This window comes from Aquabacter sp. DMC10 (assembly GCF_056314145.1).
The window spans coordinates 280,956-306,152 of sequence record NZ_JBQUYX010000003.1; the positions used below are offsets into that span (position 1 = coordinate 280,956).

A 25,197-nucleotide genomic window follows, 5' to 3' on the forward strand; every position below is an offset into this window, starting at 1 on the left:
TACCTTAACTTTCGCGAACCCCGTGCCGATGCCCCATTCCGTTCCCTCAGCGCCTCCCGTGGAGGATCGTCGCTCCCCCTTCGTCCGGCTCGCCGATCTCCTGGCGGACATCGCCCCTGGCCGCCCGCCGCTCTCGGCCGCCGTGGGCGAGCCGCAGCATGCCATGCCGGGCTTCGTGCAGCCGGTTCTCGATGCCTCGCTTGCCGGCTTCGGCCGCTATCCCCGGGCCGAGGGCCTGCCCGCCTTCCGCAAGGCGGCGGCCGCCTGGCTCGACCGGCGCTATGACATTGGTCGCCCGGTGGATGCGGACACGGAAGTGCTGGTCCTGAACGGCTCCCGCGAGGGGCTGGTGACCGCCGCCGTGGTGGCCAAGCGCCGCGTCGCCGAGCGTCCCGGCCGGCCGGTCATGCTGCTGCCCAATCCCTTCTATGCCGCCTATGCGGCAGGTGCGGAATTGGCCGGCTGCGAGGCGGTGGTGATGCCCACCACGCGGGAGAGCGGCTGGCTGCCGGACCTTGATGCCCTCGCCCCCGAGCTTCTCGCCCGCACGGTGGCGGTGTTCCTGGCCTCCCCCGCCAATCCGCAGGGGGCGGTCGCCTCGCGCGATTATCTCAAGCGGCTGCTGGCGCTCACCCGCGCCCATGGCGCCTATCTGTTCGCCGACGAGTGCTATTCCGAAGTCTATCTCGGCGAGAAGGCCCCGGCCGGCATCCTCGAAGCCTGCGACGGCGATTTTACCGGCGCGGTGGCCTTCAATTCGCTGTCCAAGCGCTCGTCCTTGCCGGGGCTGCGCTGCGGCTTCTGTGCGGGCGATGCGGATTTCCTGAAAGAATATCTGGCCTTCCGCTGGGTGGCCGCCCCCCAGGTGCCCGAACCCTTGCAGATGGTGGGCGTCGCGGCGCTGGAGGACGAGGCCCATGTGGAGGCCTCCCGCGCGCTCTACAAGGCCAAGTTCGACCTCGCCGACGGCCTGCTCCAGGGCCGGTTCGGCTATGAGCGGCCCGAGGGCGGCTTCTTCCTGTGGCTCGACGTGTCGTCGGCCGGCGGCGGCGAACAGGCCGCGCTGCGCCTGTGGCGCGAACAGGGCCTGCGCACCGTGCCGGGCGGCTATCTCGCCCGTCGGGACGCCAATGGCATCAATCCCGGCGACGCCTATCTGCGCGTCGCCTTGGTCCAGGACCTGCCCACCTGCGAAGAGGTGCTCAAACGCCTCGTCGCCGGCCTGAGCTGAAGGAGACCGAGCGCCGATGCCCATGGCCCGCCGCCGCCCCTCTGCCAATCCCGCCCTGCGATCCGCCGGGCTCGGGCTCCTTGACGTCATCCCGGAGGGGGTGCGGCGGGCGGTCAGGCGGCGCAGCAGCCAGATCACCGGCTTCGGCTTGCTTTCGGTTGCGCTGTTCGCGCTCGCCTCGCTGGTCACCTGGACCGCCACCGATCCCAGCCTCTCCAACGCCTCGGCGGGGCATATCGCCAATGCGCTGGGGCGGCCCGGCGCCATCATCGCCGACCTTCTGATGCAGCTTCTGGGCCTCGCCTGCCTGGCGCTGCTGCTGCCGGTGGCCTTCTGGGGCTGGCGGCTCCTGACCCATCGCCCGCTGCCGGGCGAGAAGCTGCGCCTGGGCGCCCTGACCCTGGGCGTGCTCGGCACCTGCGCGGTGCTCGGCATCCTGCCGCGCCTCGGCACCTGGCCCATTCCCAGCGGCATGGGCGGAGCGGTGGGCGATCTCTTTCCGCGCCTGCTGGGCGTGGTGCGCGGCGGCCTGCCGTCCTTGTTCGACATCTTCCTGGTGGGTGTGGCGGGCGGCTCGGCGGCCCTCATGGGCCTTTATCTCGCCTGCGGCCGCTGCACGCCGCGCGCCGAGGACGAGCTTGGCCCCGAGGAGGAGGATGACGGCGAGCCGCCGGACCAGCGGGCCATCTCGCTCGGCGCCTTCACCCACACCCTGCTGTCCTTGCGCGCCCGCCTGTTCGCCCGCCGCAAGGCGCCGCGTGTGGCGGCGTTGGGCGGCTTTGCCCGCGAGGTGTTCGCCTCCGAGACCCGCGCCGTGGAGACGGGCGGGCGGGTGGAGCCCCGCCTCGGCGGCGCCCCCGGTCGCGATGCCGCCCCCCGGGATGCCCATGACGAGGAGGACGCGGCCCCGCCCGCGCCCTCCAGCCGCAAGGCGGTCCCGGCCCGGCGTGAGGCGCCCCCCGTGCCCCGCCGCCCCGGCTTCTACCAGATGCCGGACCTGAAGCTCCTCACCGCGCCGCCGCCCTCCAAGGGCCCGGCCATGAGCCCGGAAGCCCTCCAGGAGACGGCGCGCCTGCTGGAGAGCACGCTGGAGGATTTCGGCGTGCGCGGCGAGATCGTGCAGGTGCGCCCCGGCCCGGTGGTGACGCTCTACGAGTTGGAGCCGGCGCCGGGCATCAAGTCGTCCCGCGTCATCGGCCTTGCCGACGACATCGCCCGCTCCATGAGCGCCATTTCCGCCCGCGTGGCCGTGGTGCCCGGTCGCAATGCCATCGGCATTGAACTGCCCAACGCCAAGCGCGAGAAGGTGCTGCTGCGCGAACTGCTCGCCACCAAGGACTTCTCCGACAGTGGCCATAAGCTTGCCATCGCGCTCGGCAAGACCATCGGCGGCGAGCCGGTGATCGCGGATCTCGCCCGCATGCCCCACCTGCTGGTGGCCGGCACCACCGGCTCGGGCAAGTCGGTGGCCATCAACACCATGATCCTGTCGCTGCTCTACCGGCTGAAGCCGGAGCAGTGCCGCCTCATCATGGTGGACCCCAAGATGCTGGAGCTGTCGGCCTATGACGGCATCCCCCATCTGCTCGCTCCCGTGGTCACCGACCCCAAGAAGGCGGTGGTGGCCCTGCGCTGGGCGGTGCGGGAGATGGAGGACCGCTACAAGAAGATGTCGAAACTGGGCGTGCGCAACATCGACGGCTTCAACGCCCGCGTCGCCGACGCGGAGAAGCGCGGCGAGAGCATCGCTCGCACGGTTCAGACCGGCTTCGATCACGAGACCGGCGAAGCCATCTATGAGCGCGAGGAGATGGAGCTGGGGCCGCTGCCCTATATCGTCGTGATCGTCGACGAGATGGCGGACCTCATGCTGGTGGCTGGCAAGGAGATCGAGGGCGCCATCCAGCGCCTCGCCCAGATGGCCCGCGCCGCCGGCATTCACCTGGTGATGGCCACCCAGCGCCCCTCGGTGGACGTCATCACCGGCACCATCAAGGCCAATTTCCCCACCCGGATTTCCTTCCAGGTGACCTCCAAGATCGACAGCCGCACCATTCTCGGCGAGATGGGCGCCGAGCAGCTGCTCGGCCAGGGCGACATGCTCTATATGGCCGGCGGCGGGCGCATCAATCGCGTGCACGGGCCGTTCGTGTCGGATGAAGAGGTGGAGGACGTGGTCCGCCACCTCCGCGCCCAGGGCGCGCCCTCCTATGTGGACGCCGTCACCGCCGACCCGGACGGGGACGAGGAGGAGGACGGCGCCGTGTTCGACAAGGGCGCCTTCGGGGACGAGGGACAGGACCTTTATTCCCAGGCCGTGGCCGTGGTGCTGCGGGACAAGAAGTGCTCCACCTCCTACATCCAGCGCCGGCTGCAGATCGGCTATAATCGCGCCGCTTCCCTGGTGGAGCGGATGGAGAAGGAAGGCGTCGTCGGGGCGCCCAACCATGCGGGCAAGCGGGAAATCCTGCTGTCGGACGAGGCCGCCGAATAGGCGGCGCACCTGACGCAGGGCCACAGCTTCGCCATGAGGGCGGTTTAGGAGAGGGACGTGAAGTTGACGCAGCCGCACCCGCACGCCCCGTTCCGAAACGCCCTCGGCCCTTCTGCCCTTCAGGTCGCCATGACGCCTCGCCTTGTCCTGCCGGTTCTCTGCGCGCTGCTCCTGGCGGTGGCCGCGCCCGCGCGGGCCCAGGGCGTGCTGCTGCCGCCGGGCGAGGTGCTGCGGCCCACCGGCTCCATTCCCGGCGCCGCCCAGCCCACCCAGTCCCAATTGTTCGGAGCGCAGACGGCGCTGCCGCTGGCGTCCACCACGTCCACTGCGTCCGCCACGCCAGCCGCGCCCACCGCCCCGGCCAATGCCCAGGCGGTGAACCCGGCCTCGGCCAATCCGCCGCCGAACGTGGCCTCCGCGCCGCCGCCCATCCCCGTGCCCCGGCCCGCCAGCGCCAATGAGGCCCCCGCCCAGGCTGCTGCTGCGGGGGCGCCTACCCAGATCGCGCCCACCGCCACCGCATCCAACGTCGCGAGCGGCAAGGTGAGCGGCACCGGCAAGCCCGGCGCGCCGTTCCAGCCGCGCGCGGTGGCGCCCGTGCAGGGCGACCAGGATCGGGCGCCCGACGTCATCATCGACAAGGTGAGCACCTATTGGAACGGCGTGCAGGTGCTCTCCGGCAATTTCGTGCAGGTGGACCCGGACGGCTCGCGCAAGACCGGCGACTTCTACATGCAGAAACCCGGCCGGGTGCGGTTTGAATATGATTCCCCCGCCACCCTGGAGCTGATCTCCAACGGCCAGTCGGTTGCGGTGCGCGACCGGCGGCTGAACACTCAGGACATCACGCCCCTGTCGCAGACCCCGCTGCGCTTCCTGTTGGCGCAGACCATCGACCTGGCGCGCGACCCCCATGTGGTGGGGGTCTACCAGGACAATCTCTACGTGACGGTGGTGATGGAGGAGAAGGTGCCTATGCTCGGCACCTACAAGCTGCTGCTCCTGTTCGACGCCAAGGACTATCAGCTCAAGCAGTGGATCGTGACCGATCCGCAGGGCTACGACACCTCGGTGGCGATCCGGAACCTGGACTACACCCGCCGACCCGATCCCAAGCTGTTTGTCATCAATTTCGATCGGATGCTGCAATAGGTTCGGCAGCGCTATGATCGGAGGTAGTATATAGCCCTCGTTGAGGACCTGTTTAGAAATCTTTCGAATTCTTTCTGCTGCATCGCGAAAGCTTCATTCCCCCTGCGCTAGATGAGCGAACGGCCAAGGCCGCGCTTTGCTCCGCCATTCCGGCGGATCCAGCTGGGGGCTGACATGAAGGGTGCATATCTTCTCGTATCGATGGCGGCGATCTGACTGGCGACGCCGGTTCTGGCCGCAGATCTTGCCCGCTCCTATCCCGTCAAGGCCGTGCCTGTGGTGGAGCCGGTGTTTTCCTGGACCGGATTTTACGCCGGCGTGAACGGCAGCTATGCCGGCGGCACCGCGCAGATCGACCAGTCCGGCGCCAATCCTTACAATTGGGGCATTAATGCCTCCGGCTACGCCCTGGGCGGCCAGGTGGGCTACAATTACCAGTTCGCCAACAATGTGGTTCTCGGCGCCGAGGCGGACCTGCAATGGGCCGACATTACCGGCCAGACCGTCACCACCGCGCTCGGCAGCGTCCAGGGCACGTTCGGCGGCAGCATCGACTATTTCGGCACCCTGCGTGCCCGCGCCGGCTATGCGTTCGGCCGCGTCCTGCCTTATGTCACGGGCGGCGCTGCCTATGGCAAGACCAGCTACACCTTCACCAGCGTGAACCTGGCCACCCCCGCCAATTCCTACGACCTGTCCCAGTCCGGCACTCAGTGGGGCTGGATGCTGGGCGCGGGCCTCGAAGTGGCGCTGACTGACCATTGGACGGTGAAGGCCGAGTATCTCTATGTGGATCTCGGCACGCTGAACGTGAACACCTCGTCCTCCCCGCGCACCCTCGACCTGCCCTTCAACGACCTGAAGGTGGCGGTGAACTACAAGTTCTGATGTCTCAGGCCGGGCGGCCTTGCCGCCCGGCCCTGCGGGGCGCCGTCAGGCGCATAAGTCCCGGGCGGGATGGAAGCGGGACTTGAAGTCCGCATAGGCGGCCTCCAGGCCCTCCGCCAGCGGGGTACGGGCGGTCCAGCCGAGACCGGTGAGGCGGGAGACATCCAGGAGCTTGCGCGGCGTGCCGTCGGGCTTGGAGGTGTCGAAGACAATCTCGCCGCGATAGCCGGTCACCGCCGCGATCTGATGGGCGAATTCGGCGATGGTCATGTCCCGCCCGCAGCCGATGTTCAGCGGCTCCGCATCCGAATAGGTGCGCAGCACGTGCAGGCAGGCATCGGCCAGATCGTCCACGAACAGGAATTCCCGCCGCGGCGTGCCGGTGCCCCACACCGTCACGCTCGGCGCGCCCGCAAGCTTCGCCTCGTGCATGCGGCGGATCAGGGCGGCGGGCACGTGGGAATGCTCGGGGTGGTAATTGTCGCCGGGGCCATAGAGATTGGTCGGCATGACGCTCACATAGTCCGCCCCATACTGGCGGCGGAACGCCTGGGCCAGCTTGATGCCGGCGATCTTGGCGATGGCGTACCACTCGTTGGTGGGCTCCAGCGGCCCGGTCAGCAGGCTGTCCTCATGGATGGGCTGGGGCGCGAGCTTGGGATAGACGCAGGACGAGCCGAGAAACACCAGCTTGCGCACGCCCGACTCATGGGCGGCGCTGACGGTGGCGATCTCCACTTCGAGATTCTCGCGCAGGAAATCCACCGGGAAGGCGTCATTGGCATAGATGCCGCCCACCTTGGCGGCGGCCATGAACACGAAGTCAGGGCGCTCGCGCTTCATATAGGCGGTGACATCGGCCCGGGAGGCCAGATCCAGCTCCGCGCGGGGGGCGGTCAGGATCTCCACCTTCTCGCGGGCGAGACGACGCACCAGGGCGGACCCCACCATGCCCCGATGGCCGGCGACGAAGATGCGGGCGCCTTCGATCTCACACAGATGCGTGCTCATTTCGACCTCGATCGGGGCGGACGGGCCTGCCGGCACGGCCGCATCGGTTCCAGGATGCGCCCCACATCCGTGACCTGCTTTCCAATTCTCTCCCGACCGAGATGTCAACACTGGCGCAGGGGGAGGCGTGATGATTTTACCGTGCGAGCCGGGGCGGGGCGACCTGCCTCTTGACCCGGGACGCCGGAGCGCGGCTCATGCGGCGCACATTCCCGCTTGAGGCGGGTCGCCCTCCTGCCAATCGGAACCTGCCCGTGGCCCGTTCGCTGACCGTCTGCACCTGGAACATCAATTCCGTCCGCATCCGCCTTGATCTGGTGCAGGAGGCGGTCGCCCGCCTGAAGCCGGACGTGCTCTGCCTCCAGGAAACCAAGTGCCAGGACGACAAGTTCCCCTCGAAGGCCATCAAGGACATGGGGTTCGCCCATATCGCCCTGAACGGCCAGAAGGGATGGCATGGGGTCGCCACCTTCTCCAAGCTGCCCTTCGAGGCTGTGGAACGGCAGGAATTCTGCGCCAAGGGCGATGCCCGGCACGTGGCGGTGACGCTGGCGCAGGGTCTCTCCGCGCCGCTCACCATCCACAATTTCTATGTGCCGGCCGGCGGCGACATTCCCGATCCCGACTTGAACCCCAAGTTCGCCCACAAGCTTGCCTTCCTGGACGAGGCCACCGCCTGGCCCCGCCTTGCCGAACAGGCCAATGACCCCGCCGGCCACGCCATGCTGGTGGGCGACCTCAACATCGCGCCGCTGGAAAGCGACGTGTGGGGCCACAAGCAGCTTCTCAACGTGGTCAGCCACACCCCGGTGGAGGTGGAGCGCATGGCCCGCTGGCAGGCCTCCGGCCCTTGGGTGGACGTGATGCGCCAGTTCGTCAGCCCGCCGGAAAAGCTCTTCACCTGGTGGAGCTATCGTTCCCCCGACTGGACCGTCAATGATCGCGGCCGCCGCCTCGACCATGTGTGGACCAGCCGTTCCCTCGCCCCGCTCGCCCGCGACATGACCGTGCTGCGGGACGCGCGGAGCTGGGAAAAGCCCTCCGACCATGTGCCGGTGGCGGTGACGTTCGAGATTTAAGGGGGGAGGGGCGCCGTCTTGCCTCTCGCTCGCGCCCGTGCCACCGTCCGCCTCCCGCATCCTCGCCTCAGGCGCCCCCCATGTCTTCCTCCGACCTTCCCGATCTCGGCCCCTGGCCGGCGCTTGGCTATGTGGACAGCCCGCTCGACCGCGCCGCCCATTTGCGCGGCGAGGCGGACAGCCTGCTCGCCCGGCGCGATGCCCGCATCTATCTGATGGGGGGCGAGCTGGTGGCGGCGCGCAAGCTGGGCGAGTGGCTGGAGCCCTTGTTCGAGCGCGAGCATGCCGAAGGCCTTGGCGGCATCCGCCCCATCTTCCTTGGCCTCAGGGATGGCGCGCCGCGCTTTGCCATGCGCTTTGATCCCGGCCGGCGCGAGGAGATGGAGGGGGGCGGCCTGTTCGTCTCCGACCTCAGGTCCATCGCGGTTGGCGGGCTGTTGCCGCCCGGGGACCTTTCCGCCATCGCCTGCGGCAAGGCCATGCTGGCCTGGCATGGCCGGCACGGCTTCTGCTCCAATTGCGGCTCTGCGTCGCGCATTGTCGAGGGCGGCTGGCGGCGGGACTGCCCGTCCTGCGGCGCCCAGCATTTTCCGCGCACGGACCCGGTGGTCATCATGCTCGCCCATCGCGGCGACCTGTGCCTGATGGGGCGCCAGCCCCATTTCGCGCCGGGCATGTGGAGCTGCCTTGCCGGCTTCGTGGAGCCCGGCGAGACCGCCGAGGAGGCGGTGCGGCGCGAGGTGCTGGAGGAGGCGGGCATCGCGACAGGGCGCGTCACCTATCATTCCTGCCAGCCCTGGCCCTTCCCCATGTCGCTCATGATCGGCTGCCTGGCCGAGGCGACCTCGGACGAGATCGTCATGGATGCCAAGGAGCTGGAGGGCGCCCGCTGGTTCACCCGGCGCGAAACCGCCCTTATGCTCACGCGCACCCATCCCGATGGCCTGTTCGTGCCGCCGCCGGTGGCCATTGCCCATCACCTCATCCGGGCCTTCGTTGAGGGCGCCTAAGGGACGTGCCGGGCCGGCCCCTGCTGCCCGGGAGGGCGGCGAGAGCCGTTAGGTGACGATTGAGTTTGGCGGTCTCCCCGGTCCACCATGGGGCAAGGTGCGGACGCGAGCTGATTCGGGCTGAAGCGGGTGAAGCAGTGGAGCAGCACACCGGGGCGGCCCATGGGGGCCAGGGGTGGCGGATGGTCAAGGCGGTGCGGCATTGGCTGGCGCCGCCGCGCGGTTCGGCGCGTCCCACGCGCCGGCCATCGACCCTGGTCTATGGCCTGGGTGACAAGGTCCCCCTTTCCACCCTGATCCCGCTCTCGGTCCAGCATGCCATGCTGGCCCTCACCTTCCTGATCTATCCCCTGGTGGCCGCCAGCGAAGCGCATCTGGGCGCTCACGAGATGCAGGCTGTGATGACCGCCTGCACCATGTGCATGGGTCTTGCCACCATTCTCCAGAGCGCGCGCACCCGCTTCGGCAGCGGCTATCTGGGCGTGCACATTCCTTCCCCCAGCGGCCTGCCCCTGGCGGTGCAGGCGCTCACCTTGGGCGGGCCGCCCCTGATGGCGGCCACCACCCTCCTGGTGGGCGTGTGCCAGGTGTTCATGGCGCGCCTCGCCCGGCCCATGCGCATTCTCGCCCCGCCGGAGGTCTGCGGCGTGGCGGTGTTGATGCTCGGCATGTCGCTGGCGGGGCCGGCGCTCCGGCGGGCGCTCGGCATCGACGGGGGAAGCGCGCTCGTCCGACCCGGATCGCTCACCGTCTCCATGGCGACGCTCGCCCTTATCGTCGGCATCACCGTGTTTGCGCCCCGCCGCTTCAAGCTGTTCGCCGTGGTCACCGGGGCCGCCCTGGGCTGGGTCCTGGCGGTGCCCTTCGGGGTTCTGCAGCCGGATATGGCCCGGACCCTGGCCGAGGTGGCGTTCGTGGATCTGCCGGCCCTGGCGCTTCCCGGCCTCACCCTGGCGCCCAGCCTGTTCCCGCTTCTGGCGCTGGTGGTGATGATGAGCTTCATGGATGTGCTCTCCACCACCGTCTCGCTGGAAAAGATGAACGACGCCGACTGGCGGCGGGCCGACATGGCGGCCGCCGGGCGTGCCATTTCCACGGTGGGCATCGGCAACATGCTCAACGGCCTGACCACTGGCTTCCAGTGCGGCCTGTCCTCCTCGGCGGTGGGCCTGGCCTTTGCCACCGGCGCCACCGCGCGCATCATCGGCATCTGCGCGGGGGCGGTGATCTTCATCACCGCTTTCTTCCCAAAGGCCATCGTGGCCCTCACCCTCATCCCCTCGCCGGTGATCGGCGGCATCCTGCTTTACACCTCCGCCTATCTGCTGGTGGCGGGCATGGACCTCATCCTGTCCCGCCGCCTGTCGGAGCGTCGGGTGTTTCTGGTGGGGCTCTCCATCCTGGCGGGCATGTCGGTGGCGCTGCTGCCCTTGAAGGAGCAGCTCCACACCGCCATCCAGCCGCTGTTCTCCAACCCGCTGACGGTGGCCATCTGCGCCGCCATGCTGCTCAACCTCATCATGCGCATCGGCATTTCCAAGGAGAGCGCCCAGCCCGTGGAGGCAGGGGCCAATGCCTTCCTGACCGTGCGCGCCTTCCTGGAGCACCAGGGCGACCTGTGGGGCGCGCGGCGGGACGTCATCGCCGCCGCCATTCCGGTGGCCGCCCAGGCGCTGGAGGTGGTGGGGGACACGGGCATTGCCGAGGGGCCGGTGGAACTGCGCGCCCGCTTCGACGAGACCCATCTCGACGTGTTCGTCATCTATGACGGGCAGGTGCTGGAAGTGCCCAAGGAGCGCCCCTCGCCGGAGGCGCTGCTGGGGGATGCCCAGGAGGTGGCGGGCTTTGCCGCCTACCTCCTCCACGGCCTGAGCGACCGGGTCACCTTCGGCCGCGCCGGCGGCAAGGCCCGCATCATCCTGCGCTTCGACCACTGAAGGTCTGCCAACCCACTCACCCGTGCCCGTTCAGGCCCTGGCGGTAGGAATGGGCGGGATAGACGCCCAGGATGCGCAGCTCGCGGGAGAAGAAGGCCAGTTCCTCCAGGGCGAACTTCAGGCCCTGGTCGTCGGGATGGCCGTCCACGTCGGCATAGAACTGGGTGGCCGTGAACTGGCCGTCCATCTGGTAGGATTCCAGCTTGGTCATGTTGACGCCATTGGTGGCAAAGCCGCCCAGCGCCTTGTAGAGCGCGGCGGGCACGTTGCGCACGCGGAAGACGAAGGAGGTCACCACCGGCCCCTCGGCCGGGCTCGCCCAGTCCCCGTCCTTGGACAGGATGACGAAGCGGGTGGTGTTGTGGGCCTCGTCCTCGATGTTTTCCGCAAGAATATCAAGGCCGTAGAGCTCGGCGGCCAGGCGCGAGGCGATGGCGGCGCGGCTGATGTCCTGGGCCTCGGCGATCTCGCGGGCCGAGCCGGCGGTATCGGCGCCGATGATGGGGGTCAGGCTCAAGGTGCGCAGCGCCTTGCGGCATTGGCCGAGGGCCATGACATGGCTCTGCGCGCTCTTCAGGGTGGCAAGGCTGGCACCCTTCACCGCCATGAGCTGGTGGGAGAGGGGCAGGAAATATTCCCCGATGATGTTGAGGCTCGCCCGCGGCAGGAGATGGTGGATGTCCGCCACCCGGCCGGCCACCGAATTCTCGATGGGAATCATGGCAAGGTCGGCCGTGCCGCCTTCCACCGCCGCGAAGGCGTCCTCGAAGGTGGGGCAGGGCACCGCCTCATGGTCGGGATAGGTGTCGCGGCACGCAATGTGCGAGTTCGCGCCCGGCTCTCCCTGGAACACGATGCGGCGGCTCATGGCATTCTCCTCGTCTGGTCCGGCGGCGGTCAGGCCCGGCCGGACGTCTCTTCCATCGCAGGCCAGCCTCGGCGGCCCCGGCCGCGCGTCGTGATGGCGCGGCGGGCGGATATTCACCGCCGCGCGGCCCGTGTCCATCGCCAATTGAAAGCCGCCGGCGGGCGGCGGCAGGACGGGCCGGGGGCGCGGCTGGATGCGACGGGTCGCCGCGTGGCGGCCGCTGCGTCACCGGCGCGCAGCGCCAGCACGCCGCCGCCGGGCCGCGCAGGGCCTTGGAACGCGCGCCGGCACCGGCTTCAAAGGCGCGCCGGGCAAGGCCGAACGTGCCATTTGGGCGCGCCCCCTGCGGGTTGCGCGGCGCGAACCAACATGATTAGTGTCCGAACGGCAGCACCCTTAAGGGCGCGCCGGCTAATTGTGCGCGCGGAACTGGCTAGAATCTTGGGGCTCCGAGGAGCGAAGCGCCGATGGATAGTTTCGAATTAAACAAAATCGCGGGCGCGGTGCTGGGAACTCTGACGCTCACGCTCGGTCTCGGTATCGTCTCGCAGATCATTTTCACGCCCGAGGCCCCGGCCAAGCCCGGCTATGAGATCGCCGTGCCGGAGGGCCCGTCGGAAGCCGTGGCCACCAAGCCCGCGGAAGTGCCGATCGAGCAGCTGTTTGCCACCGCCTCTCCCGAGAAGGGCGCCAACGTCGCCAAGAAGTGCGTGGCCTGCCACAACTTCCAGGAAGGCGCCGGCGCGAAGGTCGGCCCGGACCTCTATGGCATCGTCGGCCGGGCGAAGGGCAGCGTGGCGGGCTTTGCCTATTCCACCGCCATGAAGGACAAGGGCGGCGACTGGACGCCCCAGGACCTCAACGCCTTCCTGACCAATCCGAAGGCCTATGTTCCGGGCACCGCCATGGCCTTCGCCGGCCTTGGCAAGGAGACCGAGCGGGCGGACCTGATCGCCTATCTCAACACGCTCTCCCACGATCCCAAGCCCCTGCCCACCGCCTCCGCCGCGCCGGCCAAGGCGGAACCGGCCAAGGCCGAGACCCCGTCCGCGCCCGCGCCGGCCGGTGCTGCGCCTGGCGGGGCCACCCCGTCTGCGCCTGCGCCGTCCGAGGCCAAGCCCCAGTGATCTGGAGCGCCCGGTAGCACGGGCCTCCGTCCGGCGATGCGAGGGGGGAAGCCCCTCTCGCCCGAGACCCATCCGTCAAGGGCCGCCCCTCGGGGCGGCCTTTTTCGTTCCGGCGGCCGCGCCGGACCGGGCGAGCGGCGACGCGTGCCGGTCACGCTCGCTTGAACGGAACCGGGAGGGCCGGGCGCGCCATCTTTCTGCCGTCGCGCCAGGGGTCATTATCGGCTATGCCTGTGACTTCCCCCGCATCGCAGACCCGGAGTTCCCCATGAAGCTGATGGTCCGCCGCCTCGCCCTTGCCGTGGCGCTCCTCGCCTGTGCCGGGCCGGCGTTGGCGCAGGAGGGCAATCCGCCCTTCCGTGCCGCGACCTCGCTCATGGGGGTTCCCAAATATGCACCGGATTTCAAGCATTTCGACTATGTGAACCCCAATGCCCCCAAGGGCGGGGTGCTCCGCCTGTCCGAAAGCGGCACGTTCGACAGCTTCAATTCGGTGATTCCGCGCGGCGCCGCCGCCGCCGGGCTCGGCCTCATCTATGACACGCTGACCACCCAGTCCTTCGACGAGGTGGCCACGGCCTATGGCCTGCTGGCCGAGGGGCTGCGCTATCCCTCCGACTTTTCCTCGGTGACCTATCGCCTGCGTCCCGAGGCGCGCTGGCACGACGGCACGCCGATCACGCCGGACGACGTGGTGTGGTCGTTTGATGTCATCACCAAGAACAGCCCCGGGCAGGCCTTCTACTACCGCCACGTGAAGTCGGTGGAGAAGACCGGCGAGCGGAACGTGACCTTCACCTTCGACCAGGGCGGCAATCGCGAATTGCCGCAGATCGTCGGCGAAATGCTGATCCTGCCCAAGCATTGGTGGACCGGCACCGACGGCGCCGGCCGGCCGCGCGACATCACCCAGGGCACGCTGGAGCCGCCGCTCGGCTCCGGCGCCTATAAGATCAAGTTCTTCGTTCCCGGCCGCACCATCGTCTATGAGCGGGTGAAGGACTATTGGGGCGCCAAGCTGCCCGTGAACGTCGGCACCAACAATTTCGACGAGATCCGCTACGAATATTACCGCGACGATACGGTGGAGCTGGAAGCCTTCAAGGCCGACCAGTACGATTTCCGCGTGGAGACCTCGGCCAAGAACTGGGCCACCGCCTATGATTTCCCGGCCCGGACCGACGGCAAGGTGGTGCTGGAAATGTTCGAGAACCGGGCCTCGGGCGTCATGCAGGCCTTCGTGCCCAATCTGCGCCGGGCCAAGTTCCAGGACCCGCGGGTGCGCCGGGCGCTCAATTATGCGCTCGACTTCGAGGGCATGAACCACACCCTCTTCTTCGACCAATATACCCGCATCTCCAGCTATTTCGCCGGCACCGAGCTGGCCTCCGGCGGCATCCCGGCGGGCCAGGAGCTGGACATCCTCCAGGGCGTCAAGGACAAGGTGCCGCCGGCCCTGTTCAATACCCCCTACAAGAATCCCGTCGCCGGCTCGGAAGAGGCCCGCCGCGCCAATCTGCGCAAGGCGGCCGATCTCCTGAAGGAGGCCGGCTACCAGGTGAAGGGCCGCCAGCTGGTGGATGCCAAGGGCGAGCCCTTCTCCATCGAGATCCTGGTGGACCGGCCGAGCTTCGAGCGCGTCGCATTGTTCTACAAGCCCGCTTTGGAGCGGCTCGGCATCACCGTCTCGGTGCGGGTGGTGGACAATGCCCAATATATCAACCGCGTCCGCTCCCGCGACTTCGACATGATCATCGCCGCCTGGGGCCAGTCGCTCTCGCCGGGCAATGAGCAGCGCGACTTCTGGGGTTCCGAATCGGCCAAGCGCGACGGCTCGCGCAATTATGCCGGCATCGCGGACCCGGCCGTGGATGCCCTGATCGAGAAGGTCATCTATGCCACCGATCGCGAGGAGCTGGTGGCCGCCGCCCATGCACTCGACCGGGTGCTGCTGTGGAATGACTATGTGATCCCCGCCTGGTCGCTGAAATTCACCCGCACCGCCCGTTGGGACCGGTTCGCCCATCCCGCCGAATTGCCGCGCTATTCCTTCGGCTTCCCGAACATCTGGTGGTGGGACGCCGCCAAGGCCGGCAAGGTGGGGGCGCCCAAGCCATGAGCGGGATGGACCGGCGTTCCGTCCTGAAACTCACCGCGGCCGCCGGCGCCGGCCTCCTGGTCCCGCCGGGCGCGGCGATGCTGGGAGGCGTCGGCGCCGCCCAGGCGGCCGAGGGGGTGGAGCGCCACGGCCTCTCGGCCTTCGGCGACCTGAAATATCCGGCGGACTTTCCCCATTTCGCCTATGTGAATCCGCAGGCCCCCAAGGGCGGCGCCTTCTCGCTGATCGGTCCCACCGCCGCCTATAACCAGTCGTTCCAGACCTTCAATTCGCTCAACGGCTATATTCTGCGTGGCGATGGCGCCCAAGGCCTCGCCTTGGTGTTCGACAGCCTGATGACGCGCGCCGAGGACGAGCCGGACGGCCTGTATGGGCTCGTGGCGTCCAGCGTCTCCATCGCCGAGGAGGGGCGGCTTTATCGCTTCACGCTGCGCCCACAGGCCCGCTTCCACGACGGCACGCCGCTCACCGCCGAGGACGTGGTGTTCTCGCTGGAGACGCTGAAGCGCCAGGGCCATCCGCTCATCCGCCAGGCGCTGCAGGAGTTTTCCGGCGCCGAGGCGGAGGGGCCGGGGGTCGTGCTGCTGCGCTTCAGTGCGCAGCGCGCGCGTGACGTGCCCCTTTACGCCGCCAGCCTGCCCATCTTCTCCAGGGCCTATTACAGCGCGCGCAAGTTCGACGAGACCACGCTCGATCCCCCCCTCGGCTCGGGCCCCTACAAGGTGGGGCGCTTCGAGGTGGGGCGGTTCGTGGAATATGAGCGGGTGCGGGACTATTGGGCCGCCGATCTGCCGGTGAACCGCGGGCGGTTCAACTTCGATACGGTGCGCTACGAATATTTCCGCGACCGGGAGGTGGGCTTCGAGGCCTTCAAGGCCCGCGCCTATCTCTATCGTCAGGAATTCACCTCCCGCGCCTGGGCGACCCAGTATGACTTTCCCGCCGTCAAGGACGGGCGGGTGAAGCGCGAGGTGCTGCCGGACAACACGCCGTCGGGCGCGCAGGGCTGGTTCTTCAACACCCGCCGGCCGAAATTCTACGACCGCACGGTGCGCGAGGCAGTGGCGCTCGCCTTCGATTTCGAGTGGACCAACAAGAATCTCATGTTCGGCCAATATGACCGGACCGTCTCCTTCTTCCAGAATTCCGACCTGATGGCGCAGGGCAAGCCCTCGCCCGCCGAGGAGAAGCTGCTCGCTCCCTATCGCGAGCGGCTGCCGGAGGAAGTGTTCGGCGAGCCCTATGTACCCCCCGTCACGGACGGCTCCGGGCAGGACCGCGCTCAACTGCGCCGCGCCGCCGCGCTGCTCAAGGAGGCGGGCTATGTGGTGCAGCAGGGCCGGCTGGTGGATGGCAAGGGCCAGCCGCTCACCGTCGAGTTCCTGGATGATGACGGCGCCTTCGAGCGCCACACCTCCCGCTTCATCGGCAATCTGAAGGTGCTGGGCATCGAGGCCACGTTCCGCATCGTCGATCCCGCCCAATACCAGGCCCGGCTGAAGGATTTCGACTTCGACATGGTGGTTCGCCGCTATTCGGTGTCGCTCAATCCGGGCGAGGAATTGCGCGCCTATTTCGGCAGCGAGGCGGCCCGCACGCGCGGGTCGAACAATATTTCAGGCATTTCGGACAGCGCGGTGGACGGGCTCATCACGGTGGCGCTCGCCGCCCAGACGCGCCCCGAACTGGTCACCGCCTGCCGCGCCCTCGACCGGGTGCTGCGGGCGGGCCGCTACTGGGTGCCCCAATGGTACAAGCCGTCCCACTGGCTGGCCTATTGGGATGTGTTCGGCCGTCCGCCGACGCCGCCCAAATACGACACCGGGGTGCTCGACACCTGGTGGCACACGCCCGCCTGAGCGGTTGACGCCGCGCCGGCCTGACCGCACGGTGACGCGAAAAGCGGAGACACGATGCTCGCCTATATCGTCCGACGCCTGGCCCTGATGATCCCGACCATCCTCGGCATCATGCTGGTGTCCTTCGTGGTCATCCAGTTCGCCCCCGGCGGGCCGGTGGAGCGGGTGATCGCCCAGCTCACCGGCGACGACGTCTCGGCCACCGCCCGCGTCTCCGGCCAGGGCGGTGACTTCTCCGGCGGCGCGCGGGCGCCCGGCGCGGGCGGGGTCGATGCTTCGTCCAAATACCGCGGCGCCCAGGGGCTCGATCCGAAATTCATCGCCGAGCTGGAAAAGCAGTTCGGCTTCGACAAGCCCGCGCACGAGCGCTTCCTGAAGATGATCTGGAACTATGTGCGCTTCGATTTCGGGCGCTCCTATTTCCGCGACATCGGCGTGCTCGACCTGATCGCGGAGAAGCTGCCGGTCTCCATCTCGCTCGGGCTGTGGATGACCTTGCTGACCTACGCCATCTCCATTCCGCTCGGCATCGCCAAGGCCATGCGGGACGGCTCGCGCTTCGATGTGTGGACCTCGGCCGTCATCATCGTCGGCTATGCCATCCCGTCCTTCCTGTTCGCCATCCTGCTCATCATCCTGTTCGCCGGCGGGTCGTTCCTGGACTGGTTCCCGCTTCGGGGACTGACCTCGGACAATTGGGTGCAGATGTCCTGGCCGGAGCGCATCGCCGACTATGCCTGGCACCTGGTGCTGCCGCTCACCTCCATGGTGCTCGGCGCCTTCGCCACCATGACGCTGCTGACCAAGAACTCGTTCCTGGAAGAGATCCGCAAGCAATATGTCACCACCGCCCGCATGAAGGGCCTGCCCGAGCGGCGGGTGCTTTATGGGCATGTGTTCCGCAATGCCATGCTGATCGTCATTGCCGGCTTCCCGTCCGCCTTCATCTCCGCCTTCTTCACCGGCTCGCTACTGATCGAGACCATCTTCTCGCTGGATGGGCTCGGCCTGTTGGGCTTCGAGAGCGTGCTCAACCGCGACTATCCGGTGGTGTTCGGCACCCTCTACATCTTCTCGCTGGCGGGTTTGCTGGTAGGGCTCCTGTCCGACCTCACCTACATGCTGGTGGACCCGCGCATCGATTTCGAGACCCGGGAGGTGTGAGGCATGGACACGCTCGCTCCCGTCCCCTCCGCCCCGCCGACCGTGGCGCCCAAGCCCCCGGCGCCGCTCGGCCAGAGCCGCTGGCTCTCGCCGCTCAACCAGCGTCGGGTGCGGAACTTCCGCGCCAACCGGCGCGGCTGGTGGTCGTTCGTCCTCTTCACCATCCTGTTCGTGGTCAGCCTGTTCGCCGAGTTCATCGCCAATGACCGGCCGATCCTGGTGCGCTATGACGGCGCCTATTATTTCCCGGTGGTGAAGGCCTATCCCGAGACCACCTTTGGCGGCGACTTCGAGACCACGGCCGATTATCGCGATCCCTATCTGCGAAAGCTGATCGCGGAGAAAGGCGGCTGGATGATCTGGCCGCCCGTGCACTTCTCCTATTCCACCCACAATCTCGATTTGCCCACGCCCGCCCCTTCGCCGCCCACCTGGATGCTCACCGAGGAGCAGTGCAAGGCGGCGGCCGAGCGCAAGGGTGTCGAGGGCTGCGCGGGCCTGGAGATGAACTGGCTCGGCACCGATGACCAGGGCCGCGACGTGCTCGCACGCCTCATCTACGGCTTCCGCATCTCCGTGCTGTTCGGCCTGACCCTGACCATCATCTCCTCCATCATCGGGGTGGCGGCGGGCGCGGTGCAGGGCTATTTCGGCGGCTGGGTGGACCTTCTGTTCCAGCGCTTCATCGAGATCTGGACCGCCATCCCCTCCCTCTATCTGCTGCTCATCATCTCCTCGGTGCTGGTGCCCGGCTTCTGGGTGCTGCTGGGCATTCTGCTGCTCTTTTCCTGGGTGGCGCTGGTGGGGATGGTGCGCGCCGAATTCCTGCGCGCGCGCAATTTTGAATATGTGCAGGCGGCGCGGGCGCTGGGGGTGGGCAATTTCACCCTTATTGTGCGCCACATCCTGCCCAATGCCATGGTGGCCACCCTCACTTTGCTGCCGTTCATCCTGTCCTCCTCGGTGATGACGTTGACCGCCCTGGACTTCCTCGGCTTCGGCCTGCCCCCCGGCTCGCCCTCGCTGGGCGAGCTCCTGTCCCAGGGCAAGGCCAACATCCAGGCCCCCTGGCTGGGCCTGACTGGCTTCTTCACCGTGGGGCTGATGCTGACCTTGCTCATCTTCATCGGCGAAGCCGTCCGCGACGCCTTCGACCCGCGCAAGACCTTCGGGTGAGTGTGGTAGGATGGCGGCGGAGATGACCCCATGACCAGGATCGTGCGCGAACACTACCCGGTGGAGAAGCTGCCGGAGGATTTGCGGCCGTCACTGAATGCCGCTTCGCATGCGCGCGTGGTCGTGGAAAGCGAACCGTCCTCCATTCCGGCGGAGGGGGTGGGGCATTTCTCGCGGTGGCGTCATGTGAAGCGCTCCCGCTTCCGCGATGCCGAGGAGATCGTCGCCCATATTCGCGCCTTGCGCGACGAGTGGGACCGGCGATGACCCCCCGCGTCTATCTGGATTCGAACGTGTTCATCGCCGCCTACGAGACGCACGGTGCCCATAGCGACCATGCCTGGTGGCTGCTGGATGCGATCGAGCAGGGGACTGTCAGCGCGTTTACGAGCGAGCTCACCTTGTCTGAACTCCTGGTGAAACCCATCGAGCGGGACGAGATGGATCTCGCGCATGCCTACGAAGACATGATCTCTGGCGAGGGCCAGTTCGAGGTGCTTGCGGTGAGCCGCGATGTCCTCATCCGGGCGGCGCATCTGCGAGCGTCGCGGCGCGGCCTGCGACTTCCGGATGCGATCCATCTGGCCTCGGCGCAAATTGCCGGCTGCACGCACTTCATCACTGAGGACGAGCGCCTTGCCATGCCCGAGGGCATGGTGCGCGTGGGCGTCACGCCCTTCACGGTCGAAGATATTGGGACGGGATCATGATCGAAGCCGCCGCGCCCCTCCTGTCCGTCGAGAACCTGTCCGTCGCCTTCCGACGGGATGGGACGGACGCCGTGGCGGTGAAGGGGGTGTCCTTCGACGTGACGGCGGGAGAGACCGTGGCGCTGGTGGGGGAATCGGGCTCCGGCAAGTCGGTGACCGCCCTCTCCATCCTCAAGCTCCTGCCCTATCCGGCCGCGAGCCACCCCACGGGCCGCATCCTGTTCAAGGGACATGACCTGCTCACCTTGCCCGAGCGGGAGCTGCGCGGGGTGCGGGGCAATGACGTGACCATGGTGTTCCAGGAGCCCATGAGCTCCTTGAACCCGCTTCACACCATCGAGCGGCAGGTGGGGGAGATGCTTATCCTCCATCGCGGCCTGTCGACGGCGGCAGCCCGCAAGCGGACGCTGGAGCTGCTGCACGAGGTGGGCCTGCCCGATCCCGAGAGCCGGCTGTCCGCCTATCCCCATCAATTGTCCGGCGGCCAGCGCCAGCGCGTCATGATCGCCATGGCGCTCGCCAACGAGCCGGACCTGCTGATCGCCGACGAGCCCACCACCGCGCTCGACGTCACCGTCCAGGCGCAGATCCTCAAGCTCCTGAAGGAGCTGCAAGGTCGCCTGGGCATGGCCATGCTGTTCATCACCCATGATCTGGGCATCGTGCGCAAGATCGCCGACCGGGTCTGCGTCATGCGGCACGGGGAGATCGTGGAGCAGGGCAGCGCGGAAGACACTTTCCAGCGTCCCCGTCACCCCTACACGCAGGCCCTCCTCCATGCCGAGCCCAAGCCCGACCCGGCCCCCGCCGCGCCGGACGCGCCGGTGGTGGTGGCCACCGAGGACCTGAAGGTCCATTTCCCCATCAAGCGCGGCATCCTCCGGCGGACCATCGGCCATGTGAAGGCGGTGGATGGGGTGACGGTGTCCGTCCACCAGGGCGAGACGCTGGGCGTGGTGGGGGAATCCGGCTCCGGCAAGACCACCTTGGGGCTGGCCATGCTGCGCCTCATTTCCTCGGCCGGGCCCATCGCCTATCTCGGCCGCCGCATCGACGGCCTGCGCTTTGCGCAGATGCGGCCGCTGCGCAAGGACATGCAGATCGTCTTCCAGGACCCCTATGGCGCGCTTTCGCCCCGCATGGCGGTGGGCGACATCGTGGGGGAGGGGCTGGAGGTGCACCAGCCCGGCCTGTCGTCGCAAGCCCGGGAGGAGCGGGTGATCGCGGCGCTGGAGGATGTGGGTCTCGATCCCGAGATGCGCCATCGCTATCCGCACGAATTTTCCGGTGGCCAGCGCCAGCGCATTTCCATCGCCCGGGCCATGGCGCTCGAACCCTCCTTCGTGGTGCTGGACGAGCCCACCTCGGCCCTCGACATGCTGGTGCAGGCGCAGATTGTGGACCTGCTGCGCTCCCTCCAGCGTCGGCGCAACCTCACCTACATGTTCATCTCCCACGATCTGCGGGTGGTCTCAGCGCTCGCAAGCCGCATCCTGGTGATGAAGGGCGGCAAGGTGGTGGAGGAGGGCCCGGCGCGGCAGGTGTTCGAGGCGCCGCGTGAGGCCTATACCAAGGCCCTGTTCGCGGCGGCCTTCAATTTGGAGACCGCCCAGGCCGGAGTGGTGGCGCAATGAGTGGAAGCGAGACCGGCGGTCTTCTCGGCGATGCGATTGCGGATATCGACCTGTCCGCACCTGAGACCCTGGCGAAGTCCTATCTCACCTATGAGCAGTATGGCGTCACGCTGCGCCATCCCGACGGCACGGTGGACCAGCTCTCGCGGGACGTGATCCGGGTGGGGCGGGTGGCCGGGGTGCTGTGCGTTGATCCCGCGCGCAATGTCCTGGTGCTGATCCGCCAGTTCCGCCTCTCGGCGCATCTGGCAACGGGCCGGGGCGAACTGGTGGAGATCGTCGCCGGCCGGGTGGAGCGAGGCGAGGATTGCGCCGAGGCGGCGCGGCGGGAATGCCTGGAGGAGATCGGGCTCGAGCCCTATCACCTGGAGCCGCTCTTCACCTTCCTGCCCACGCCGGGCGTGACGGACGAAAGCTGCGACCTGTTCCTCGGCCTCGTGGATGCCTCCCGCGTCCCAGCGCAGGCGGGTGCGGCCGGCGAGCAGGAGGTGACGCGGCCCTTCACCGTGCCGGTGGACGATGCGCTCTCGCTGCTTGAGCCCGGCCGCTCCTGCAACGGCTATTTGCTGCTCGCCCTGCAATGGCTGGCGCTAAATCGCCAGCGCCTGCCCGAACTGATGGCGCGCGGGCAGGCCGGCGCGCCATAGGGTTCTGCCGGCTCAAGCCGGAAGGAAGCCCAGCAGCAGGCGGGCGAGGGCCTCGGGCTGTTCCACGCAGGGAATGTGCGAGGCGTCCGCGATCATCTCCAGCCGCGCGCCGGCGATGCCCTGCGCCAGAGCCTCGGCGGCTGCGGGCGGGGTGGAGGGGTCCTTGTCGCCCACGATGACGAGCACCGGCGCGGTGATCTTGGCGCCTGCGTCCCGCAGGTCCGCATCGCGGACCGCCATGGCGCAGCCGAGATAGCCGTCCAGCGTGGTGCGGGCCACCATGTTCACATAGCCGCGGATGAGATCAGGGCGGGCGGCGCGGAAGCCATCCGTGAACCAGCGGGCCATGACGCCGGGCGCGATGGCGGGCAGGCCGTCGCGGCGGATGCCGACGATGCGGTCGTTCCACACCGAGGCCGGGCCGATGACGGCGGCCGTGTCGCACAGCACCACATGGTCCACGCGCTCCGGCGCATAGGCCGCCAGGTGTTGGGCCACCATTCCTCCGATGGACAGGCCCACCACATGGGCCTTCTCAATGCCCAGCGCATCCAGGAGCGCCAGGGCGTCCCCCGCCAGCTCTGCGATGGAATAGCCCTGCGTCTCGCCCGGCAGCGGGGCGGCATCGGTCAGGCCATGGCCGCGCATGTCATAGCGCAGCACCCGGTAGCGGGTGGTCAGCGCCGGGACGATGGCGTCCCACACGTGGAAGCTGGTGCCCAGCGAATTGGCGAGCAACAAAACGGGCGCGCCCTCCGGGCCGGCGAGGTCGTAATGGGTGACGAGGGGGCCGGTGAGGATGAAGGGCATGTGAGGCTCCGGGAGAGACGACGGACGGATATAGGCCCCTCGCATGACCGATGCGAGAAGCGGACCCTCTTGAAGAGGAGACGTCAGACGGTGGCGATGGGGGTCACCGGCGACCCCACCGCGCCGGGCAGGCGCAAGGGCGGGGCGGTGAGCAGGAAGCGGCTGCGGCCGCTGGCCTTCAGATGGGCGGCCAGCGCCGAGAGCCACCACAATTCGCCGAGCGGCACGCCCAGCTTGAACAGGCAATGATGGTGCAGAGGCATGGAGGCCTGGGAATTGGCGGCGAGCTTGCGGGCTGGCAATTGCTCCACCGCGTAATTGTCGGCCACCAAAGCGGCGATGCGGCTCTGCGCGATCCAGTCGAGAAGCTGGGTGTCGCGCCCATCCAGAACCGCGCAGGCGCGTGCGAGGCGGTCGGGATCGGGGGCGCCGTCCATGGCCATGATGAGGTCGGTGAAGCCGGTATAGAGGCAGAGGATGTCGCCCTCTTCCACCACCACCTTCTGGGCCTCCATGACGCGCATCAGATCGTCATAACCCACCAGGTGGCGGGCTTCGCCGAAGGGCGAGAGCAGGTCCACCAGCACGCCGCGCCCCTGCACGCCATGGGCGGCGGCATTCTGGATGCCCAGGCGCCGCGCGCCAGAGGGGATGCCGCGCTCGGCGGCGTCCTTGGGTCCGACAATGTCGATGCCGGCGCGGAAGCCGTTATAATAAACGGGCTCCGGCCGCCCGGTGCCGCTCACGTCGAACAGGGCGCCCACATGGGCGAAGCTGTCCCACTGGGTGGAATATTGCAGGCAGATTTCCACCTTGTCGTCGCTGACCACGTCCACGAAGCTGGCATCGTCATGGCACAGCAAGGCGTTGTAGCGGGGCGCCTCGGCGGGGCCGGTGGGCACCAGGACCGGGGGAAAGCGGCGGGCGTTCACCACATTGCCACCGGGCCGGTCCAGCGGAAGGGAGAGGCAGAAGGTGCGGCCTTCGCGCACCTCGGCGACGGCGGCGCGCACCTTCTCCGGCGTGATGAGGTTGAGGCGGCCCAGTTCATCGTCCGGCCCGAAATCGCCCCAGGTGGAGCCTTCGGGACGGCGGGTCCAGCGCGGGTTGGACATGTGATGCGTCTTTCTTTCGCGGAGCCTAGTGCGGCGCCTCAGACCACGCCCTTGCCCACCGTCATGCCGCCGCACACCGGAAGCGTCTGGCCGGTCACGAAGCCGGCGGCATCGCCCAGGAAGAAGCAGATGGCATCCGCCACGTCCTCCGGCGTGCCCATGCGGCCGACCGGAATGGCCTCGATGATGGCACGGGTGCGGGGCGCGTCCGGCGGGTTGGCGGCGGTGAAGAGGGGGGTGGCGATGGGGCCGGGGGCCACCGCATTCACGGTGATGCCGTCACGGCCCAGTTCCAGCGCCCAGGTGCGCGTCAGGCCGAGCAGCCCGGCCTTGCTGGCGGCATAGGCGCTGCGCAGGTCCTTGCCGTAGGCGGCCCGGCTCGAGACGTTCACGATGCGCCCGAAGCCCGCCGCCCGCATGCCGGGCAGCAAAGCCTGCGTGCACTGGAGCGTGGCGCCCACATTGAGGCGCATGACCGCTTCGAGGTCGTCGAGCGTGGTGTCGTCGATGGTGGCCGGCCGCACCAGGCCCACATTGTTGACGAGCCGGGTGACCGGGCCATCCGCCAGCACGGCTTTCAGCGCCGCGTCGGTGGCCGCCGCATCCATCATGTCGACGGCGATGAAGCCCGCCGCCACGTCGCCGGGGGGCGGGGCGCGGTCGAGCACCACCACCGCGCGGCCCGCGGCGATCTCCCGCCGGACCACCGCAAGGCCAATGCCGCTGGACCCGCCGGTGACGAGGGTGCGCCCTGCGCCGGCCGGGCTCACTTCTGCGCTCCCGGGAGGTAGGAGACACCGTCCACATAGGCCTTGCGCCAGCGCTGGATCACCACGCGCTCGAACAGGCCGACGGTGGTGAAGGGATCGGCGGCGATGAAGGCTTCCGCCTCCGCCCGCGTCTCCACGTCCACCACATAAAGCCCGCCGCCGGCGGCGTTGCCGTCTTCGTCCAGCTTGGCGCCGCAGGCGAGCAGCAGGTGCTTGTGGGCATCCAGGAAGGCGAGGTGCACATCGCGGGTGGCGGTGCGCAGGTCTGCCGAGCCGGGCTTGTCGAAGGTCTCGATCATGTAGGGCATGGGTGTCTTCCGGCTATGGCACGCCAGCGCTTCCGAAAGACGCCGGCATGCCTCGTCCCGTTTTGTCAGGCCATCTCTACGCGAAACG

Annotated in this window: 22 protein-coding genes; 16 read left to right on the forward strand and 6 right to left on the reverse strand. The window is 68.3% G+C overall.

Annotation, left to right across the window (positions count from 1 at the left end; translation table 11 throughout):
- Nucleotides 1-28 precede the first annotated feature (28 nt).
- The 4 genes from ACT54L_RS10015 to ACT54L_RS10030 all read left to right on the forward strand — a co-directional run bounded on the left by ACT54L_RS10015 (nt 29) and on the right by ACT54L_RS10030 (nt 5,765).
- Nucleotides 29-1,231 carry an aminotransferase class I/II-fold pyridoxal phosphate-dependent enzyme gene (locus ACT54L_RS10015; RefSeq protein WP_476085434.1) on the forward strand — a complete coding sequence of 401 codons (1,203 nt, stop codon included), beginning with the start codon at nt 29-31 and terminating at the stop codon, nt 1,229-1,231.
- A 16-nt stretch (nt 1,232-1,247) separates the two neighbouring features.
- Nucleotides 1,248-3,725, forward strand: coding sequence for a DNA translocase FtsK (locus ACT54L_RS10020; RefSeq protein WP_476085435.1), 2,478 nt, complete (start codon nt 1,248-1,250; stop codon nt 3,723-3,725).
- A gap of 57 nt (nt 3,726-3,782) precedes the next feature.
- Complete coding sequence (locus tag ACT54L_RS10025; RefSeq protein WP_476085436.1) at nt 3,783-4,877, forward strand: outer-membrane lipoprotein carrier protein LolA; 1,095 nt, start codon at nt 3,783-3,785, stop codon at nt 4,875-4,877.
- Nucleotides 4,878-5,165: 288 nt separating this feature from the next.
- On the forward strand, nt 5,166-5,765 hold the full coding sequence (locus tag ACT54L_RS10030) for an outer membrane protein (protein ID WP_476085437.1): 600 nt from the start codon (nt 5,166-5,168) through the stop codon (nt 5,763-5,765).
- A 45-nt stretch (nt 5,766-5,810) separates the two neighbouring features.
- Here the strand turns inward: ACT54L_RS10030 and ACT54L_RS10035 are convergent, their stop codons facing one another.
- The gene (locus ACT54L_RS10035; protein ID WP_476085438.1) at nt 5,811-6,776 is read right to left on the reverse strand and encodes a GDP-L-fucose synthase family protein; all 966 of its coding nucleotides are present in this window, start codon (nt 6,774-6,776) and stop codon (nt 5,811-5,813) included.
- 254 nt (nt 6,777-7,030) lie between these two features.
- Here ACT54L_RS10035 and ACT54L_RS10040 point away from each other — a divergent pair, with 254 nt between their 5' ends.
- From ACT54L_RS10040 to ACT54L_RS10050, 3 genes are all read left to right on the forward strand, one after another.
- Nucleotides 7,031-7,855, forward strand: a complete 825-nt coding sequence (locus tag ACT54L_RS10040) for an exodeoxyribonuclease III (RefSeq protein WP_476085439.1) — start codon at nt 7,031-7,033, stop codon at nt 7,853-7,855.
- Nucleotides 7,856-7,935: 80 nt separating this feature from the next.
- Nucleotides 7,936-8,865, forward strand: a complete 930-nt coding sequence (nudC, locus tag ACT54L_RS10045) for an NAD(+) diphosphatase (RefSeq protein ID WP_476085440.1) — start codon at nt 7,936-7,938, stop codon at nt 8,863-8,865.
- A 137-nt stretch (nt 8,866-9,002) separates the two neighbouring features.
- The gene (locus ACT54L_RS10050) at nt 9,003-10,802 is read left to right on the forward strand and encodes a uracil-xanthine permease family protein (protein WP_476085441.1); all 1,800 of its coding nucleotides are present in this window, start codon (nt 9,003-9,005) and stop codon (nt 10,800-10,802) included.
- Nucleotides 10,803-10,818: 16 nt separating this feature from the next.
- Here the strand turns inward: ACT54L_RS10050 and ACT54L_RS10055 are convergent, their stop codons facing one another.
- Complete coding sequence (locus tag ACT54L_RS10055) at nt 10,819-11,670, reverse strand: prephenate dehydratase (protein ID WP_476085442.1); 852 nt, start codon at nt 11,668-11,670, stop codon at nt 10,819-10,821.
- A 467-nt stretch (nt 11,671-12,137) separates the two neighbouring features.
- On the opposite strand from ACT54L_RS10055, the gene ACT54L_RS10060 reads away from it, so the two are divergent.
- The 9 genes from ACT54L_RS10060 (at nt 12,138) to ACT54L_RS10100 (ending at nt 22,106) form a co-directional block, all read left to right on the forward strand.
- A complete protein-coding gene (locus ACT54L_RS10060) occupies nt 12,138-12,797 on the forward strand; it encodes a c-type cytochrome (protein WP_476085443.1) in 660 nt (219 codons plus the stop codon).
- Nucleotides 12,798-13,074: 277 nt separating this feature from the next.
- Nucleotides 13,075-14,916 carry an extracellular solute-binding protein gene (locus ACT54L_RS10065; RefSeq protein WP_476085768.1) on the forward strand — a complete coding sequence of 614 codons (1,842 nt, stop codon included), beginning with the start codon at nt 13,075-13,077 and terminating at the stop codon, nt 14,914-14,916.
- Nucleotides 14,913-16,775, forward strand: a complete 1,863-nt coding sequence (locus ACT54L_RS10070) for an extracellular solute-binding protein (RefSeq protein WP_476085444.1) — start codon at nt 14,913-14,915, stop codon at nt 16,773-16,775. The genes ACT54L_RS10065 and ACT54L_RS10070 overlap by 4 nt, the downstream gene beginning before the upstream one ends.
- Before the next feature lie 54 nt (nt 16,776-16,829).
- On the forward strand, nt 16,830-17,939 hold the full coding sequence (locus ACT54L_RS10075; RefSeq protein ID WP_476085445.1) for a microcin C ABC transporter permease YejB: 1,110 nt from the start codon (nt 16,830-16,832) through the stop codon (nt 17,937-17,939).
- 3 nt (nt 17,940-17,942) lie between these two features.
- Entirely contained in the window at nt 17,943-19,115 is a 1,173-nt protein-coding gene (locus tag ACT54L_RS10080; protein ID WP_476085446.1) for an ABC transporter permease, read from the forward strand.
- 30 nt (nt 19,116-19,145) lie between these two features.
- Nucleotides 19,146-19,382, forward strand: a complete 237-nt coding sequence (locus ACT54L_RS10085; protein ID WP_476085447.1) for a hypothetical protein — start codon at nt 19,146-19,148, stop codon at nt 19,380-19,382.
- Nucleotides 19,379-19,825, forward strand: coding sequence for a type II toxin-antitoxin system VapC family toxin (locus tag ACT54L_RS10090; protein WP_476085448.1), 447 nt, complete (start codon nt 19,379-19,381; stop codon nt 19,823-19,825). The genes ACT54L_RS10085 and ACT54L_RS10090 overlap by 4 nt, the downstream gene beginning before the upstream one ends.
- Nucleotides 19,822-21,459 carry an ABC transporter ATP-binding protein gene (locus ACT54L_RS10095; RefSeq protein ID WP_476085449.1) on the forward strand — a complete coding sequence of 546 codons (1,638 nt, stop codon included), beginning with the start codon at nt 19,822-19,824 and terminating at the stop codon, nt 21,457-21,459. The genes ACT54L_RS10090 and ACT54L_RS10095 overlap by 4 nt, the downstream gene beginning before the upstream one ends.
- The gene (locus tag ACT54L_RS10100) at nt 21,456-22,106 is read left to right on the forward strand and encodes an NUDIX domain-containing protein (RefSeq protein WP_476085450.1); all 651 of its coding nucleotides are present in this window, start codon (nt 21,456-21,458) and stop codon (nt 22,104-22,106) included. The genes ACT54L_RS10095 and ACT54L_RS10100 overlap by 4 nt, the downstream gene beginning before the upstream one ends.
- 12 nt (nt 22,107-22,118) lie before the next feature.
- Here ACT54L_RS10100 and pcaD read toward each other — a convergent pair whose 3' ends face one another.
- The 4 genes from pcaD to ACT54L_RS10120 form a co-directional block, all read right to left on the reverse strand.
- The gene (gene pcaD, locus ACT54L_RS10105; protein ID WP_476085451.1) at nt 22,119-22,916 is read right to left on the reverse strand and encodes a 3-oxoadipate enol-lactonase; all 798 of its coding nucleotides are present in this window, start codon (nt 22,914-22,916) and stop codon (nt 22,119-22,121) included.
- Between the two features lie 83 nt (nt 22,917-22,999).
- Nucleotides 23,000-24,031 carry a cyclase family protein gene (locus ACT54L_RS10110; RefSeq protein WP_476085452.1) on the reverse strand — a complete coding sequence of 344 codons (1,032 nt, stop codon included), beginning with the start codon at nt 24,029-24,031 and terminating at the stop codon, nt 23,000-23,002.
- A gap of 38 nt (nt 24,032-24,069) precedes the next feature.
- The gene (locus tag ACT54L_RS10115; RefSeq protein WP_476085453.1) at nt 24,070-24,801 is read right to left on the reverse strand and encodes an SDR family NAD(P)-dependent oxidoreductase; all 732 of its coding nucleotides are present in this window, start codon (nt 24,799-24,801) and stop codon (nt 24,070-24,072) included.
- A complete protein-coding gene (locus ACT54L_RS10120; protein ID WP_476085454.1) occupies nt 24,798-25,109 on the reverse strand; it encodes a YciI family protein in 312 nt (103 codons plus the stop codon). The genes ACT54L_RS10115 and ACT54L_RS10120 overlap by 4 nt, the downstream gene beginning before the upstream one ends.
- Nucleotides 25,110-25,197: the final 88 nt, after the last annotated feature.

Coding starts and splice junctions, on each gene's coding strand:
- ACT54L_RS10015 (WP_476085434.1), top strand. CDS start 29: ATGCCCCATTCCGTTCCCTCAGCGCCTCCCGTGGAGGATCGTCGCTCC.
- ACT54L_RS10020 (WP_476085435.1), top strand. CDS start 1,248: ATGCCCATGGCCCGCCGCCGCCCCTCTGCCAATCCCGCCCTGCGATCC.
- ACT54L_RS10035 (WP_476085438.1), bottom strand. CDS start 6,776: ATGAGCACGCATCTGTGTGAGATCGAAGGCGCCCGCATCTTCGTCGCC.
- nudC (WP_476085440.1), top strand. CDS start 7,936: ATGTCTTCCTCCGACCTTCCCGATCTCGGCCCCTGGCCGGCGCTTGGC.
- ACT54L_RS10055 (WP_476085442.1), bottom strand. CDS start 11,670: ATGAGCCGCCGCATCGTGTTCCAGGGAGAGCCGGGCGCGAACTCGCAC.
- ACT54L_RS10060 (WP_476085443.1), top strand. CDS start 12,138: ATGGATAGTTTCGAATTAAACAAAATCGCGGGCGCGGTGCTGGGAACT.
- ACT54L_RS10065 (WP_476085768.1), top strand. CDS start 13,075: ATGGTCCGCCGCCTCGCCCTTGCCGTGGCGCTCCTCGCCTGTGCCGGG.
- ACT54L_RS10070 (WP_476085444.1), top strand. CDS start 14,913: ATGAGCGGGATGGACCGGCGTTCCGTCCTGAAACTCACCGCGGCCGCC.
- ACT54L_RS10075 (WP_476085445.1), top strand. CDS start 16,830: ATGCTCGCCTATATCGTCCGACGCCTGGCCCTGATGATCCCGACCATC.
- ACT54L_RS10080 (WP_476085446.1), top strand. CDS start 17,943: ATGGACACGCTCGCTCCCGTCCCCTCCGCCCCGCCGACCGTGGCGCCC.
- ACT54L_RS10085 (WP_476085447.1), top strand. CDS start 19,146: ATGACCAGGATCGTGCGCGAACACTACCCGGTGGAGAAGCTGCCGGAG.
- ACT54L_RS10090 (WP_476085448.1), top strand. CDS start 19,379: ATGACCCCCCGCGTCTATCTGGATTCGAACGTGTTCATCGCCGCCTAC.
- ACT54L_RS10095 (WP_476085449.1), top strand. CDS start 19,822: ATGATCGAAGCCGCCGCGCCCCTCCTGTCCGTCGAGAACCTGTCCGTC.
- ACT54L_RS10100 (WP_476085450.1), top strand. CDS start 21,456: ATGAGTGGAAGCGAGACCGGCGGTCTTCTCGGCGATGCGATTGCGGAT.
- pcaD (WP_476085451.1), bottom strand. CDS start 22,916: ATGCCCTTCATCCTCACCGGCCCCCTCGTCACCCATTACGACCTCGCC.
- ACT54L_RS10110 (WP_476085452.1), bottom strand. CDS start 24,031: ATGTCCAACCCGCGCTGGACCCGCCGTCCCGAAGGCTCCACCTGGGGC.
- ACT54L_RS10120 (WP_476085454.1), bottom strand. CDS start 25,109: ATGCCCTACATGATCGAGACCTTCGACAAGCCCGGCTCGGCAGACCTG.